This window comes from Blautia sp. RTP21359st1_E11_RTP21359_211015 (genome assembly GCF_040910705.1).
GTDB classification, from domain to species: Bacteria; Bacillota; Clostridia; order Lachnospirales; family Lachnospiraceae; genus Blautia_A; species Blautia_A fusiformis.
This window is the reverse complement of record NZ_JBDGAB010000050.1, coordinates 1-16,793: the sequence shown is the minus strand read 5'-3', so window position 1 is coordinate 16,793 and position 16,793 is coordinate 1. Positions and strand designations below refer to the sequence as shown.

Genomic DNA, 16,793 nt, shown 5'->3' with positions numbered 1-16,793 from the left:
TAAATTACAATTTATTTTAAGATATTACTAATATGCGGAATTTTTGGGAAAGAAGAAAAACTGGTTTCCAAATGCATGTTGAAATATGTTTTTATATGTGATACAATGTGTCTATAAATAAGATGCTTAATTATAGACGTTTAAAAATACTAAAAAAGGAGGGAAATATATGAAAAAAGAAGAATCTAATATCGGTCAATTATCATTGTTTGATGTGATAGACGGAGGGAAACACGGCGAGGCAGAAAATGTAAATCTCATCAAAATAAAACATAAAATAATGGTTGATGCCGCTGAATTTGAATCAATTGATGAAATATTTTCAGGTTATAGTAAATTGCAGGTTATTACATTTTCATATAACTGGGATTTTATAAATAAATTGCTGAAATACTTTGAATATGTAGAAATTATTCTTGGCGCAACATGTATTGTAGATAAAGACTCAAAAATGCCATACATTTTTGCAAATGCAACTCAGATACAAAAAGCGGCTTGTAAATATAAGCGTGTATCAGATATGCTTCAAAGTGGAAAATTAATTATTAAGGTTTCAACTACTATTGTTGACCATCGTAAACTATATATTTTAACATCTGATAATGGTGATTCAAAAGTTGTTGATACTACAGCAAACATGTCACGTAATGCCTGGGACGGAAGCCATATGGAAAACTATAATTATGATGACAGTGAATTAGGATACGAAGATGCGATTGCAGAATTTGATGCAGCTTGGTCTATGGCTGAGGAGATTCCTTATTCGTGTATAACGACAAAAACCATTACATCTGAAGAAGATATGATTGAGAATAATCCCATTATTACAAAAATTAAGAAAATGGATACGGCAATTGTATTACGTGAAGATACGTCCAAAGAAAATTTAGATTATGTTAAATTATTATTACTTTTTCGTTGACTTTTTCTTCCATTTCTTCTCCTCTTTGTGTTTGCGGGCAGCATGCGACACCAACAGACAGTGGATGAATAGCTGAGGCGTTGAGCTTATTTTTTTTGTTTCTTTTTGTAGTATGTTTGTATTTTTGGTTAACCTGAAATTTTCGCGAATGTTTTTTTAAATTCTGTATCCTACACGACACTTTTTGGCTCTGTTTGGTGAACACATTTCGTTTTCTACTCAGTCTTTCATACGCCAACATCCTCTTATCCGGCTTATCCGGCCGCGCTGCTGCCTCGTGTTTTTCCCACGCAAAAAAAGCCAGCGTTTTCGCGCCAGCCTTTAGCAAGAAAAATCAAATCGCAAACTTATTTTCTGAAATCCCCTTTTTGTTCAATTGCCCCAACACATACGACTGTGCCGCTGTCATGTCTTGCTCTTTCACCTTCGGCAGAATAACCTTCAATGTTGGTTTGGAAACGACTCCGGTCTCTAACAGCTTCACCAGTTTCTCTTCTTCGCCTTCAGCAATCAGCCTTAACGCAATTTTTTTAGAATTCTTTTTTATATAATCTTTTGCGTCTCCGCCTCCGGAAAAGAGATACTCTTCCAAAGCGCCATCTTCTTTGCCTTTTGCAGTGGATGCATACTGCCAGAATTCAGTGTGCTTGATACTTTCATTCTTAAAGAACTCATCTATAGCCAATAGATATTTACTGTAAGTAGTACTATTCGTATACAATGGTAAAATCGCGTGTTTGTCGCCACAGTGTAGTATTGCTATTGTGTCGGTATTGCTTCCGGGTCTGTATGATTCGATGATACCGATTTTTACGTTAGGTAAGTAAGAGCCCATAGTAATATTTTTCATGCTATGAGAAATTGCATTTTTGGGAAAATCCTGCACGGTTTTAGGAATCTTAATAGATTCAATACACGTACCAACGAAAGCGTTGTCGTGCACGCGCTCCAGGCCTTCATTCAGATTGATGACCTCAAGACCCGACAGCCAAAATGCTTCGCGCCTAATCTCTTTAATCTGCGGAGGCAGTGTGATTGTCTTTAATTCCGTACATCTCTCGAAACAAGAATCCGGAATAATGGTCACCCCTTCCCCAAGGTCAATCCTGTGAAGCTGTCGGCATAGCTCAAAAGCATTCATTCCGATTTTTTCAAGAGAATCCGGAAGCCTTACTGTTTTAAGTTTCTGCCCTCCTGAAAAAGCAAACGGGATTATTTCTTCCACTCCATCAAGGATTACCAGGTTTTCCATATCAGCATCGCAGGTGACGGCTTTTTTCCTATTTTGTGTATATACGACACCGTCAATAGTAACATAATCGGGGCTCCGTACTTCAAAAGTGTGAACATAATAATCGTAAGTTTTAAGCTTCGCCATATCAATCAGGTCTGCCGGGTCAACAAAACAATCAACGTCCAGAACGAGATTCTGCGGAAATCCGGTATGATAATTTACCCATTTGAGCGAATCCAGACGGTGGATTACCATTTTCTTTACTTTTGTCAGTTTGATGCTTTCTATAAACTTCAGGCTTCTTCCATCACTGTCAGGAAGGATGATTTCGTCCTGGTTGTAATCAATATCGATGACGATAGTGTCAACCAGTTTAAGTCCATTCACGAATGGCTGCTTTATCAGTGCAGAGCCGTCAAATGCGCCTTCTTCCACGTTCTTCCAGCATTTAATATTATGCGTTCCTCTGACGTTAGTACATCTGCATCCATGGAATGCGTTTTTTGCAATCCTGTCTACCTGATTAATCGTAATAAAATCATTTTCATCCTTGCAGAATGTGTTAAGCAGTATCATACTACTTGGGTTACAGACTTTTTTAATAAGACACTCATGTGATATGAAATAATTGCTGTGTGATTCCACTTTTTTCACATTTGGAAAGAGCTCGTTTTTAATTTCAATACTATAAACGCCATCAGCAATCACGAGCCTTTCAACATCAGGAAAGCACTTATCGCTGTCCGGCATCTCTAAGTTGGCAAATATTTCCACCATTTTTACACCGGGCTCCACATCAAGGTCAATATCACACTTATTTTCTCTATTGTGATACCTTGTCACACCTACGTCCAAATCCTGATATTTTACGATTCCTGATTCCAATACTTCAGTTAAACATCCTGTTTTTTCCATTTCTCTTAATTCCTTTCTTTTTGTTTTTATACACACAATATGCCGAATTTTCTACGGTAAAAAAAAGAACAGGCGTTTCACCTGTTCTTAAATGGCATACGAAATTTTCTCCTCCTGAACTCCATTGAGATTTAACTGATTCAGCATATATGCTTTTAGTGTAAACATTTCTGCATTTTCTGCTTTTGGAATCATCTTTTGCAGTATATCATTTGACACCAGGCCGGTTTCAACAATCTTAGCGGCAAATTTTTCGCTGCCTTCCTGTATCATGTTTGACAGGATGGAGTATGAATATTTTTTTATATGTTCTCTTGCAGACTCTGAACCAAAATCCAGACACTCCAGCAGGGCTACTTTTCCCTGACATGAAATTGAGAAAGCATATTTACACATCGATACAGTCTTTATCCTTGGATTCTTGAAGAAATATTTCATCTCATCTATTGCGTAAGATGACATCGAAGGTTGAATGATTCTCGGAAAATATAGATGCTTTCCATTGCAATAAACCTTTATGATTTTATTGCCAGCGTCAAATGGACTAGGCCCCATTATACATGCTGTTCCAAAGTCAGAAGGAAATGTTTCCATTGCGAGTTCCTTCAGATTAGAACCAAAACAGTTATATTCCAGCTTTTTAATAGACGCAGGAAGGTGGACTGATTCAATGTTTGTTCCGAAAAGAGCCTTACGCCCAAGACGCAGCAGGCCTTCATGAAGTTCTATACTCTCCAAACCACTGTTTAAAAAGGCGTAATCGTTGATAGTTTTAATGCCTGCGGGAATATCTATGTGCTTTAAGCTGCAGCATTCAGCGAATGCACTGTCTTCAATTGTGTCAACATTGTTTCCAAGTTTGACAGACTTAAGATTTTCACACTGACAAAACGCTTTTGCCCGAATTCTGTCAATTGAGTCAGGAAGTACTACTGACTTCATCTTACAGTTGCGAAAAACAGAATGGCCAAGTTTTTCAACTCCTTCCGGAATTACGACATGCTCCAGTCCAAGAGAACCGGCAACAACAATTTTTCCGTTTTTTGTATATACAATGCCATCAATTGTTTTATAATCACAGCTTGAAATTGAAAAATATTTGAGATACGATACCGCTGAAGAAGATATATGTGCAAGTTCCCTTATTTCCACGCCACTCAGCGAATCATTGGTGTCCAGAACAAGCATTTCAGGAAAATTAGTGTCATAGTTAACCTGTCTTGCCGTTTCATATCTATGGACCACGAGTTTCTTAACCATAGTTAAATCAGTATTCGCTATAAATATTGCCTTTTCGTAATCGTAATCAGGAATGATGATTTCTTCAGAGGTTTTGTCAATATCAATCACGATATTTCCTGCCATCTTAACGCCATTAACAAACGGCTGTTTTGCAAAAGCAGACCCCGCAAATGCATCAGGTTCTATATCATCACCGCAGTATACATCAATCGCGCCAGTCAAATTAGTACTTTCACATCCGGAAAATGCTCCATTTTTGATTGCAGTAATATCATCAATTTTTATCACTTCCCCTTCTTTCTTACAGAAAGTGTTAAGCAGAGTACAAAAAATATTTCCTTCATCCAGAACAAGGCAGTTGCCGGTCTTGAACCTGTCTCTTTCAGACTGGACCCATTTCACATTTGGAAACAGACTGTTCGGAATCCGAATTTCAAACACATTACTCTTAATGACCAGACTTTCCACATTCGGAAAGCTCTTTTTGCTATCTGGCATCACCAGGTCACACCAAATCTCTACTTCCTTGACATCATCATCAATATCAATATCAATCGCATCGCCGTTTCCTGTGTCTTCAGCCAAATCCTGATAGAAAACAACTCCTTTTTGCTCCTGATAGAAAACAACTCCTTTTTGCTTTTCTTTTGGATATAGTTTTTTGTTTTTCATTTTTTTCTTTTTCCTTTCTTTTTAAAGATTTTTTTAATATTTTTAAAATCTTTTTTGTTTCTTTTACATTTAATATGCAGGATTTGCCGGTAAAACGAAAAAGAGCCGCTGCAATTACTGCAGCGGCTCTTTCTAGAAACAAAGAAATGAATTGCGACGGCGAATCCGTCTTACGTATTGGAAGGTGTTGTCCTTCCTGTTGATGGTTATATCATATCATGGATATCTGACAATGCAAATTTTTGCCGAGATTTTTGCGGGCAGGAAAAACTGCGGGCAAAAAAACAGATGACAGAATATCGGCAAAAACTACTTTTCCACACAAAAAATACCGGCAAGAACTTTGCCGGTATTACAATTTCAGGACATCAGACTGAGAATTTGCTTTTTGGAATTCTTATACCCTTTCCATTATTCATCATTTCCAGAACGGCAGCGCTAAGCACTGGATTATCTCCCTTATTGACTATCTCCAGAACCTCCTTTTGGGCTTTTGGGGTCAGGATATTCAATCCAAGAAACTTAATTGCTTCTTCGGTGGATTCACTCAGCAGCATTGTGAATACCTGTTTTCCGTGTTTTTTTAGAAAGGCCTTTTGCTCTTCTCCATGAAATTCCAGATATTCCAGATATGCCGTACGTTCTCTACCTTCGATGGTGTTTGCATATTTATAGAGAGACAGATTTTCCAGGTTAGATTTGGAGCCTTCTTGCAAAAAACCTTCAATCACTGTCTGGAATTCGTAGCAATCGCTCTTCTTAACAAATCTCGGAAGAAATACTGTCTTATTTCCGCAATCATATCGGAATACCACATCGAATTCATCATCATACAGATATGATGAAGCACCTGTACGGCATGCATTAAGCGGAATATCTTTAATAAAGTGACTGCTCTTAATACACTTAATACCGGAGGCATCAGTAAACGTTCCAATATTTTCCAGTGAATCAGGAAGTCTCAACTCGTCAATTTTACAGCCGCTAAATACTCCTTCGTGGATTAGCAGCAGCCCTTCGTTCAACTCAACGTTTTTAACACCGCTGTCACCGAAAGCATATCGTTCAATTGATTTCATTTGAGGCGGTAGTTTAACATGAGTCAGACTGGTGCAGTTCTGGAATGCAAAACCTTTTATTATATCCAGTCCAGAGCCAAAATCTACATTTTGCAGCTCTCGGCATTTATAAAAAGCATTTTCATTCAAAATAGCAAGTGAATCAGGAAACTTGACGTTTTTGATGCGCGTGTTTGCAAAAGCATAAGAAATGATTTCCTCTACTCCTTCCGGGGTTACTAGGTCAGTCACGCTCAGTGAGCACGCAATCAGTCTTTTCATGTCTGCTGTATATACGACACCGTCTTTTTCCACAAATTTGCCATTTTTGTCTATAATATTGACTTTTTCAACATAATATCCATCACCTGGTTTCGCTGCATGCATCACATTGATAATGTGATTATAATGTGTCTCCTGAGTGGTAACAAATGTTACTTCCTTTGGTACACCTTTGATGCTATAAGCACATATACTATTCGGGTTATGTATTACCAGGTGCTTAACGTCTGCCAGATTAACTCCAACAGCACATACCGCCATTGAATATTCTTCATCCGGAAGTATAACTTCGTCCGCTTCCGGGTCAATCGCAACAATTATTCTTCCGGCTGTTTTCACACCATTGACAAACGGCTGTTTCTCAAAATAAGAATCTTTAAATGCCATTGGCTCGCATCTTATTAATGCTGAATAATTGTATGGAATTTTTTTGATATTACTATTTGCCAAAGCGTAATCAGCAATACTTACGATAACTGATATTTCCAGCGCTTCATCCTTGCAAAAAGCATTCAGCAGAGTCGGTCGTCCATTGCGTTTCTTGACGAGATATCTTCCTGCTAGAAAAAATATACTGTCTGAATAGACCATTTGGACATTTGGAAATAATGTATTTGGGATACAAATCTCATCAACATCAGGTCCAATCATCAGCTCTTCCACGTCAGGAAATGACTTTTTTGTATGCTGCATATACACATTACAATCAATTTCAACTCTCTTGATGCCATGCTTGACATCCATGTCAATGATACAGTCAAAACTTTTCGTAAAGATAACATCTCTTTTTTCGTCCATTATTTTGATTCCTTTCTTTTTGCTTTTTTTTATTTCGTATTTAATATGTGGAAATTACTATAAAAACGAAAAAGACCGCTGCGGTTTTTGCAGCGGGAAATGGATAGCAATAGTAACTTTGGCGTACATTCCTTGTTGTTATTTTTCCTTTTTTTTCAGATATTTCTCAACAATCTTTTCGTCTATTTTCAGGTAAATGTCGCAATATGTTGAATCGCACCAGTCATCCACTCGTTCAATGAAGGCTGGATGTTCTGCAACCTGCTGCCCGCCACAGAATACCCAGTTATTCCCACCGATTCTGGCATGAACGTACAGCACATCTTTTCTGCCAGCGTACTTATTAAAAGTATCTATGGACTTTCTGATGTGTCTTATCTGCGTCTTCGCAAGCAGTTTGATTTTCTTTCTTCTCTTGCCGTGGATTTTTCCCCATCTCACAGCGGTTGGCCTTTCGTATCCATTTTCATTTTTAGTATAGACCAGGAATCGTTTTAAGTTGTCATCCGTTCTCTTGCAGTAAGAGTGACAGTCAGAATTAACTGACCAAGGAGGGCAAGCCCTAACCAGGTCTTCAACTGCATCAACTTCTGCTGAAGCAGTCATCTCTTTAATCTCTTCTTCTGTAATCCTCTCTTCCATTGCCATTAACCTCAGACCACGAAGGCGTGGAATGTTAATTCCTGTAGAATCTAGGATTGTTGATAAGTCGTTGATTTTTGCGTATGCTCCAATATCCATTTTTTTTAGTCTCCTTTTTTTATTGTTGCTCATACATCCTGATACTTTCATTGTTGGATATGAGCCGTTATATATATTTAGTATGCTGAATTTTTTCAAAAAAAAGAAGGCCGGTGCTTTTTTGCACCAGCCCTACCAAAATTAAAGCGAAAAATTTTTCTTTGTAATACCGCTTTCGTTAATCTGAGAAAGAATGTATGATTTAATCGTCATCATATCGTTCTTTTCCGCAATTGTAAGCAGAGTTTTCAACGTGATTTTTGAAACAAAGCCTGCTTTTAAGAATGCAGCAGCATTTTCTTCATCTTTTTCTTCTAGCAGTCTTGTGATGATTCGCTTGGAGTTCTTTTTGAGATATACCTTCGCAGTTTCGCCACCGAAAGCAAGATACTCTGCAAGTGCCGCATATTCCTTGCCTTTGGCTGAATATCCATATTCCCAGAATTCGCAGTACTCCTGGCGGAAATTCTGTAAAAAAAATGAAACTGTTTTAAGAAATTCCCGGTAGAGACTTGGCTTTATGTATTTTGGCAGATAGGCTGTCTTGCCTCCGCAGTCCAGACGAATTACATAGCTGGCAATTGAACACCTCGGCTCGTACTCACGGCTGCAGGAAGTAATAAGCGATTCGTTATATTGAAGTGCTGTAATATGCTTCATGTTTTCTCCGAATACACGACCACTGAGGCTGGCAGTGGAAGGAATCACTATTTCCTGCATTGGTGTGTCATCAAATGCACGATATTTAATCTCTTTAAGACCTTCTGTGAGCTTGATGCTGCTTAGATTTGTATTTCTGAACGCATCATTGCAGATTTTCTCCAGGCTTGATGGGAGGATTACTTTTTTCAGGTTTACACAGTGTTCAAATGTAGAATTTGGAATCTCTGTAACTCCTGTTCCGAATTCTACTCTCCGAAGATTTTTGCAGTTTTTGAACGCTTCTTTCTCAATATTTTTCAGAGAGTCAGGAAGTTTAATTGCTGTCAGATGGCAGTCAACAAACGCTTCGTGGCCAATATTCTCTACCCCTTCTGGTATCACAACATCAGTCTGATACATTGTTGATGCGATAATCGTTTTCATGTCAGATGTATATATGATTCCATTTACACACTTAACATAAGGAGAAACGACCTCAATTTCCTTAATATATTCAGCATTCCTGCTTATACTGACAAGCTGCCGGATTTCGTATTTTAAGTCTTCCAGATTATTGTTCGAAGGAATAAATGTAACTTTCTGGGGAAGTCCTTTATCATACAGCAGCCCTGCAAGGCTGTCTGCATTATGTAGTACAAGATTTTTTACATTTTTCAGGTCCACTTCTCTTGCAAATGTAAAAATCCGTTCCTCTTCATCCGGAAAAATGACTTCTTCCACCGTCGGGTCAACATCAATCAGGATTCTTCCTGCCATTTTCACACCAAGTGTAAAAGGCCGTTCCATAAATGCAGAACCGGCAAAAGCATTTTTGTCACATGATATATACCTTCTGGTACTTATCTTTGTGCTCTTGCAGTCTTTGAATGCATATGCTCCGATATAATACACATCCGGGATTTCAATCACCTCATCTTCTGCCGGACAGAATACATTTTTTAATGTTCTTCTGACCATATTGCTGACAAGATACCGGCCAGACTCAAAATTCCTGAGGTCCTCTGAAACCACACGTTTCACATTTGGAAAAAGAGTATTTGGAATCTCAATTCTTTGAACATCTTTTTTAATAGTCAGGCATTTGACATCTGGAAATGATTTCTCGCTTTCAGGCATATTAAGACCATATTGCAAAATAAGACATTCTATTCCAGGCTGGACCTCAACATCAACCGCTTCATTTGCAAAACCATCCTCTTCAAACGTATACATTACGCCATTCTTTGTTTCTTTTCGCATTTTTTTTATTTCCTTTCTTTTTTTTGTTTGCACCTACAATATGCCAAAATCCTCAAGGTAGAAAAACGCCCGGAGAATTACTCCACGGGCTGTCTTCTTTCCAAGATTTTTACAACTCGCCGTTTCGGCTTGTGATACCTCTCCGTATCGGTTCGGTACCAATTTGCGCAGCAAATGTCAAGCGAAGCCGTAAGGCTGAGCGCAGAGATTAAAAATGAGGCCTCGCCTGCTTTGCAGGACTCGTTACCGGACTTCGAACGGGGATTCAAACCCGCGTGCGAAGTTAAAACCGGAACCTTTGGCTCGCGGACGACTTTTTGTCGGCCGGGAATTTCCCGTTCTTCGTTAATACTTGTTACATCATCCTGCAGCCCCAACAATCGCCAGCGCAAACAACGCAGCAAACGCAGCCAGCCATACAAGCCAAATTGGCAGTTTTGCTCTTAGCGGTTCAACTTTCACTGCATACGGAATACAGAGTATCATCAGTACGAAAATACTGCCAATCAGTCTTAATATAGTTCTGCTTGCTGGGTTTCCTATTATATATCTTACCCAGACATACCCAACAAGTAGCGAATAAATAAGATTCGCAACACTGTACCAACGCTTTACTGCCATACTTATGTTGACAATCTCAGTATTTCTGTTTTCTTTATTGTCGGAGGACGAAGCCTCGTCTTTACTTACACCAAGTTTTTCTGTTGTGTTATTCACATCGTTTTTCATTTTCCTTCTCTCTCTTCTCCTCTTCCATCTTCTCCATCCACGTCACCCCGACAGCAATCGCCGACCAGACATCTTTCTTCACACCGAAGAACACATCGGGTTCTTTTTTAGTTCCTTTCCCATTTTTTTTATCTGTTTTTGCATACCGGTCAATCAGTGCCTGGCGGATATTGGCATCTTTCGCCCGCAGGGTATTACAGAGGCAGAGTTTTTCTTCCTTTCGGTAGATTCTGTCAACCGGAATGCCCCGGTCTATCGCTGCCTGGATAAGTCTTCCGTTCCATAAGATAGATTCAATCGTGCTCTCCCCGACAGCCATTCCAAAGCTCTGAAACTGTTCGTAGACAAGCTGGTCATAGTCGTTATTTTTGATTATCTGCATCAGGGCTTCGTTTGCGATTTTGCCGAATGATAATAGTTTTATATCGTCTTTATCAAATCGCATGATTGCATATCCGGATTCTGTAGTTCCGACATCTATTGCAAAGATTTTATCTGTTATCATCTTTTTTATCTCCTTTTTTGCGTATATGTTTAGTATGCTGAAAAATTTTGGATGGAGGAAAAAAATAAAAAATTAAAATAAAAAAGCGAAGCCTTAGGCTTCGCTTTTAAATAGCGTGTTTCGACTGATTTTTTGTGGTATTTTTTTACCTTGTACTCTTTTTGTATTGCTGACAACTTCGCATTTATCTACTCCATACACAAGAGCCAACGTGCTTCCATTGTCCCAGTTAACAAAGATACTTCCAGTATCATCTACATACGACACTGTTCCGCAGGTGCCAATTGGCGGTGCATATGCATCGTCCATTTTCGTTAGACAAACACGAATTCCAGCTTTATACTTTTCCCGCATTGCAAGCAGTTCTTTTTCGTTAGGTGTTTCTATGTAATTAACCATTTTCTCCTCCAATTACACCCCAAGCTCTTTCCTCAGCTCATCAACCTTCTCTTTCTCCTCATCTGTAATCTCACACCACTCAAAATACTTCTTCCAAAACCTCTCGCCCTCTTTTTCAAGCATTTTTCCGTATGTTTTTTTGAAGTATTTGCAGTAACACTGCCATTCCTCCTGGCGGTCAATAAAGATGCCATGCTCTTTTTCTAAGGCCAATTTTTCTTCGGGTTCTTTTTCCTGTATTTTTTTGCATTTAATGGTCAAAATTCCGGCTTCAATACTTTCTCCGAAGCCAGACATTTTAAGATAGTCCTCCGATTCGCTTTCTGTCCATTTTTCGGCAAAATCATGACGCAATTTTTCGATTTCCGGTCTTATTCTGTCGGTTTCCGCAGTATGTTTTATTGAAAACTGGTCCATCTTTGAAGATAACTCTGCATACTCGGGAGTACCTTTTTTTATATTTTTGAGTCGTACTTCCTTCAATGCGTCAAACCATTCACGCATAATCTTGTCGGCTGTCTCATGCAGTTTCTTTGTCTTTTTCATTAATTCGTCAGACTCAGCAGCATACTGATTGATGTCAGCGATTGAATTGAATTTAAAATTTCCGCCACCGTAACGGCCGATATTTTTGCAGCTTCTTTTAAGCATTTCCTCAAACTCATCACCGGCATTTTCTTTATAAACAGAAGCCTTCAGGAGCCCGTCTTCAATCACATGTGCAACCCAGTTATTATTATCGTCCATGGTAAGTCCATCAGGGTTAAAATCAAAAATAATGAAGTTTTTGCTGTAGTTGTACGCTAGGGAACGGTAAGGGATTTTGCTGCCGTCACCGTAATACGCTAAACTGCCTCCATGCCCGTTGATGAAGCCGGCTTGTGCTAGTGGCATGACGTCAAAACTGTACCACGGAAAGCATTTAACCTGTTCGCCGTTTAATGTGTCATACATACCCATAATTTAATCTCCTTTTCGTTTTTTTGTTTTGTTGTATATTTAATATGCGGGATTTTTGAGAGAAAAAAAACAGTGGAAGAATCCACTGTCTTTAAAAATTAGAACAACTTTGTTACATCAATCCTGCAGCCAATATTGTTCTGCATATTTTTCTCATTATTTTTTTTCTTATTTAAAAATAGAAACAATAATCGCCACAATCCCAACGACCACCAGTAATGACAGCGCCAAAGCCATCTTACCGTCAAGAACCATGAACACGATAAGTATAAGTAGCGGCAGGCAGACAAGAGTCAGAAAAACCTTCCAGGCGCTCCATGCAAACTTGATGATACACAGCCGCCAGAGCAAATCTCCTAAAGCACATATTGTAAAAATTACAAACAATGTCGTAAACATAGTTATCACCTCTTACTTTCTGGACTTGCACCACTCATCAAATGCAATGTCCTCTTTCTTTTCTTGGACCTGCATATAAAACTGCACGCCAGGTTGTAATGTTATCCATTGTCCGTTGTCCTTTTCCATTTCTTTTACTTCCTTTCTTTTTAGCTGTTTTTTATATTTACAAAGACAATATGCAAAAAAAAACAGTGTGAGAAAAAAAGTAAAATTGAATTCAAACCTTCGTCGTGACGATTCGTGGCGCCTTCCCGGCTTTGCCCGGTTTGGTACCAGGTTTAAACGTTCCGTAGCAGCGTTATCCAAAAATCAACGTAGTCACAATCGCGAAAAATAAAAACGTCACATCCACTTGCGGAAATCATCATCCTCTTTAGTGTATTGTGTATGAATATTGTTTCGTTGCCGACATTAATCTCTTTTGACTGAGTGAACTACCCCGCTCTTGTTTGCGCTGAAGCGGGGGCTTCCTGTCTAAACCGGTTAAATGTTTTTTTGGTTATCGAACAAACAGCAAGCTAGCGATATGGCATAAACAAGGAGAACGAAGAATAATATAAGCAATGCGTCCATAGCTATAGCTGTATCTATATCATCATAATCCAGAATTGTTTTTGGACTAGATTTATTAATTCGTATTTCTGATTTGTTTCCAATTTTCAGTTTTTTGGTTGGTTTCTGCTCTTTATGTGCTATATATGTCTTTCCTACATAATTATATTGATAGGTTGTATAAATATGGCGATTATTTAATACTTCAATGTCTATAACTTGGGCTGTTACAATCTGACTATTAATATAATTACTATAGTCTTGTTCTACTGTTTGAACTATAAATACGATTGCTAAAATTATACTAATACAGATTATTATCTGAGACTTTCTCGTTCTCTTGCTTTTTTGCTTTTTCATATTTCTTCCTTTTTTCTTTTTGTAGTTTTTTGTTAATAGGTGGTTCTTCATCCAAAAACCAACGTAGTCACAAACACAAAGAATAAAAACGTCGCAGCCACTTCTGGAAACACAGCATCTTCTTCTCTATTATGGGTGAAGATTTTTTTAGGCTTACTTTCACTGATTCTGATTTCTGTCTCGTCTCCGATATTAATTTCTTTCGGCTTCTGCAGTTTGAAAGATTTGTAGGCCTTTTTGCCCACTTTATATTTATACGTCACCTTAATTATCCCGTTGTCGCGTCCCGCAATGTCCACAACTTTCGCATCAACCAATCGGCTGTCTTTGTATTGCTGGTGCGTTTGTAGCGAATCGAATAGTACTGCGGTGCTTCCAATAAGAACGATTACAAAGAGAATCAACTTCCACATCAATTTATTTCGTTTTGCATGTCTGATTATACGTTTGGCCATTTTTTTACTCCTTTTTTATTTTTTCTCTATGTACGAAATATGCCTGATTTTTACTGCTACCGTATTTTTTGCGAAAAAAATACCGGCAGAATTTCTGCCGGCAGGTTTTTCAATGTCAAATTTCAATATCAGAATCTTCTTTCTCGTATTTCTTCGTCCAAATCGGCCAACCACGCAACAGCAACTAATACTCCTAAAGACGCAATAAAACAAAGGGTAAAGGCAATAATAGTACATATTGCGGTCGTCATTGTAGTGATAATTATTTTTTCTGGAATACTTTTGCGTATCCGTATTTCTTTCTTATCCCCTACTTTAATTTCGTCTACGGATTGCCTAACATTTTCTTCATACTTCTTGTTGTCGTAGCTATAGCGATATTTAACTTCCAGCATGCCGTTTTTCGTACCAGATACATTGATGACATTTGCTTTTATAATTTCACTGCCTGTGTATGTTTTGTAACTAGTTACAACACTGATTACAAAAATGATGACGCCGACCAAAAAGAATATGATGCAAATAAGTTTAATAAGTGGAAATTTTTTTTCTTGTTTTTCTTGTTTTCCTTGTTTTTTTTTCGTAGTATTTTTATTTACCATTTGAATTTTCCTCACTTTCTGAAATTACTTTTACATTTACAATATACTGGAATTTTTGCCGGATGATAATATTTTTACGTATTTTTTTTGCAATTATTTTTATTGTTTTTCAGGCACAAAAAAACTGTTGCCAAATAAGCAACAGTTTTAAAAATCAGTTAATAAATTCCTCTTCGCAATCGATTCCAAGGCTGGTCAATACATCCAAAATTCCGTCATGCACTCCGGCGGCATATGGATTTTTGTCAATATCATCAGCGCCCTCGTTTTCGCGATTGTCAGTGAACAGTTTGTTTGTGATTTTAAGAATTTCTTCTTGGGTGTATGTTTTCATTATTTTTTTCTCCCTTCTTTATTTTTTTTGCATAATTAATATGCAAAATTCCGATTACGATTAGAAAAATACCTGGAGGCTTTTTTGTTATTATTATTTTTAATAAGCTAGACTTTTTGCGGGCCGAAAGATTTTTGCAAAAAAAATGCCGGCAGAGGATTTCTGCCGGGGTAGAATATTTTTGTAGCTTATTCTTTTTTGTTCTTCTTTATGTTTTCTTCTGTAATTGACGAAAACGTTACACCTGGCGTCGTCGTGAATCCAGCATTGCTTATTTCGTCATAATCCAAGATATAATCCAATTTATACAAACACAAAACTGTTAATCCAAGACCTAATCCAATCAATACATCACAGAGCACGACATAATTGATATCATTGAACTTAAGAATCACTTTCGGGTTGTTTTTCTTAACCCGGATTTCTTTTTTATCTCCTTTTTTTATTTTTTCCGGAGGCTGTATTTTGTCTGATTCATATTCCTTACCGGCGATATTATACCGATATCTGACAACAATATTTTCATCATTATCACCCTCAATATCAATTACTTCAGCCATCACAAGCTGGCTTCCAGAATAATTATTGTAATCACTCCGTGCATAAAAAAACATGAACGTAGCGGCAATCATAGCCAGCACACAGGCATTTTTTTTTATCAGCGATATTGTGTTCTGGATTCTTTCGGCGTTTTCAGCCAGTTCTTCTTCTTTTGATTTTTCCAAATCTTTCATATCTTCCATATCTCCCATTGGCATATGCTCCTTTTTACGTATTTTTTTGCTCTATTTTTAATATGCTTGAATTTTGGCGGCAGGAAAAATTTTGCGAAAAAAATACCGGCAGAGGATTTCTGCCGGGTAATTTAAATCTTCTTTTCTGTATTTATTTTTTCGTTTTTCTTCTTATTTTCTTCCACGATTGACGAAAATGTTACGCCAGGCTTCGTTGTAAACCCAACGCTTTTCGCTTTAATTTCCTCCACCGCAGACGGCAGTGTACAGGTTGCCATCTCATACAGACACAAAACTGTCAATCCAAGACATAATCCAATCATTACATCGTAGAATATTACCAAATTGATATCATTATACTTAAGAATTACTTCCGGACTGTCTTTTTTAACTCGGATTTCTTTTTTGTCTCCTTTTCTAATTTTTTCTGTGTATTGTATTTTGTCCGATTCGTATTCCTTGCCGGCGATATTATACCGATATGCTACATCGATATTTTTATTATCAGTGCCCTCAACATTAATCACTTCAGCCATCACAAGCTGGCTTCCAGCATAATTGTTGTAGTCATTCCTCGCGTGAAAAAACATAAACACAGCGGCAATTACCATCAAAATGTAGGCAATTTTTCTAAACCGCGACATTGTGTTTTGGATTCTTTCGACTCTCTCAGCGAATTCTTTTTCTCTTAGTTCTTCCAAATCTTCCACCGACAATTTTTCCATCAACAAAATCTCCTTTTCTAAGTATTTTTTTTGCTCTATTTCTAGTATGCTGGAATTTTTGCGGGCCGAAAGATTTTTGCAAAAAAATGCCGGCAGGTTTTCAATATTAAATGTGAAGAACCCACGACTGAAGTCACGGGCTTCCGATAGTCCGTCAGGCTTTCTTAATCTTGCGACCTGGTTATGCCTTCAGTTCTATCTTCTTTCCTGCTTCATCTGTCCGATGCATTGCCTTCCGGCCGTGTCTTACTCAGACTCTCTGTCAGCGTC

Annotated in this window: 17 protein-coding genes; 1 reads left to right on the top strand and 16 read right to left on the bottom strand. The window is 37.9% G+C overall.

Features of this window, described 5'->3' with window-relative positions:
• Positions 1-169: 169 nt before the first annotated feature.
• Complete coding sequence (locus AB5026_RS14770) at positions 170-922, top strand: hypothetical protein (RefSeq protein ID WP_368213673.1); 753 nt, start codon at positions 170-172, stop codon at positions 920-922.
• Between the two features lie 334 nt (positions 923-1,256).
• Here AB5026_RS14770 and AB5026_RS14765 read toward each other — a convergent pair whose 3' ends face one another.
• The 16 genes from AB5026_RS14765 to AB5026_RS14690 form a co-directional block, all read right to left on the bottom strand.
• Positions 1,257-3,071 carry a leucine-rich repeat domain-containing protein gene (locus AB5026_RS14765; protein ID WP_368213672.1) on the bottom strand — a complete coding sequence of 605 codons (1,815 nt, stop codon included), beginning with the start codon at positions 3,069-3,071 and terminating at the stop codon, positions 1,257-1,259.
• An 87-nt stretch (positions 3,072-3,158) separates the two neighbouring features.
• Positions 3,159-4,985 carry a leucine-rich repeat domain-containing protein gene (locus AB5026_RS14760; protein WP_368213671.1) on the bottom strand — a complete coding sequence of 609 codons (1,827 nt, stop codon included), beginning with the start codon at positions 4,983-4,985 and terminating at the stop codon, positions 3,159-3,161.
• A gap of 368 nt (positions 4,986-5,353) precedes the next feature.
• Entirely contained in the window at positions 5,354-7,123 is a 1,770-nt protein-coding gene (locus AB5026_RS14755; RefSeq protein WP_368213669.1) for a leucine-rich repeat domain-containing protein, read from the bottom strand.
• A 138-nt stretch (positions 7,124-7,261) separates the two neighbouring features.
• Entirely contained in the window at positions 7,262-7,864 is a 603-nt protein-coding gene (locus AB5026_RS14750) for a hypothetical protein (protein WP_173734361.1), read from the bottom strand.
• 141 nt (positions 7,865-8,005) lie between these two features.
• Positions 8,006-9,766, bottom strand: a complete 1,761-nt coding sequence (locus AB5026_RS14745; RefSeq protein ID WP_368213667.1) for a leucine-rich repeat domain-containing protein — start codon at positions 9,764-9,766, stop codon at positions 8,006-8,008.
• A gap of 360 nt (positions 9,767-10,126) precedes the next feature.
• Positions 10,127-10,495 (bottom strand): hypothetical protein, encoded by a 369-nt coding sequence (locus AB5026_RS14740; RefSeq protein ID WP_368213666.1) that lies wholly within the window; start codon positions 10,493-10,495, stop codon positions 10,127-10,129.
• Entirely contained in the window at positions 10,476-11,000 is a 525-nt protein-coding gene (locus AB5026_RS14735; protein ID WP_368213665.1) for a hypothetical protein, read from the bottom strand. The genes AB5026_RS14740 and AB5026_RS14735 overlap by 20 nt, the downstream gene beginning before the upstream one ends.
• Positions 11,001-11,093: 93 nt before the next feature.
• The gene (locus tag AB5026_RS14730) at positions 11,094-11,399 is read right to left on the bottom strand and encodes a DUF4314 domain-containing protein (protein WP_368213663.1); all 306 of its coding nucleotides are present in this window, start codon (positions 11,397-11,399) and stop codon (positions 11,094-11,096) included.
• Positions 11,400-11,411: 12 nt separating this feature from the next.
• On the bottom strand, positions 11,412-12,359 hold the full coding sequence (locus AB5026_RS14725; RefSeq protein ID WP_368213661.1) for a hypothetical protein: 948 nt from the start codon (positions 12,357-12,359) through the stop codon (positions 11,412-11,414).
• Between the two features lie 168 nt (positions 12,360-12,527).
• A complete protein-coding gene (locus tag AB5026_RS14720; protein WP_368213660.1) occupies positions 12,528-12,758 on the bottom strand; it encodes a hypothetical protein in 231 nt (76 codons plus the stop codon).
• A 486-nt stretch (positions 12,759-13,244) separates the two neighbouring features.
• Complete coding sequence (locus AB5026_RS14715; RefSeq protein ID WP_195657029.1) at positions 13,245-13,673, bottom strand: hypothetical protein; 429 nt, start codon at positions 13,671-13,673, stop codon at positions 13,245-13,247.
• Between the two features lie 47 nt (positions 13,674-13,720).
• Complete coding sequence (locus tag AB5026_RS14710; protein WP_173734355.1) at positions 13,721-14,128, bottom strand: hypothetical protein; 408 nt, start codon at positions 14,126-14,128, stop codon at positions 13,721-13,723.
• A gap of 128 nt (positions 14,129-14,256) precedes the next feature.
• Positions 14,257-14,730 carry a hypothetical protein gene (locus AB5026_RS14705; RefSeq protein WP_368213659.1) on the bottom strand — a complete coding sequence of 158 codons (474 nt, stop codon included), beginning with the start codon at positions 14,728-14,730 and terminating at the stop codon, positions 14,257-14,259.
• Positions 14,731-14,884: 154 nt separating this feature from the next.
• Complete coding sequence (locus tag AB5026_RS14700) at positions 14,885-15,064, bottom strand: hypothetical protein (protein WP_195657027.1); 180 nt, start codon at positions 15,062-15,064, stop codon at positions 14,885-14,887.
• A gap of 188 nt (positions 15,065-15,252) precedes the next feature.
• The gene (locus AB5026_RS14695) at positions 15,253-15,816 is read right to left on the bottom strand and encodes a hypothetical protein (protein ID WP_368213657.1); all 564 of its coding nucleotides are present in this window, start codon (positions 15,814-15,816) and stop codon (positions 15,253-15,255) included.
• Positions 15,817-15,929: 113 nt separating this feature from the next.
• A complete protein-coding gene (locus AB5026_RS14690) occupies positions 15,930-16,523 on the bottom strand; it encodes a hypothetical protein (protein ID WP_368213655.1) in 594 nt (197 codons plus the stop codon).
• Between the last annotated feature and the right edge of the window lie 270 nt (positions 16,524-16,793).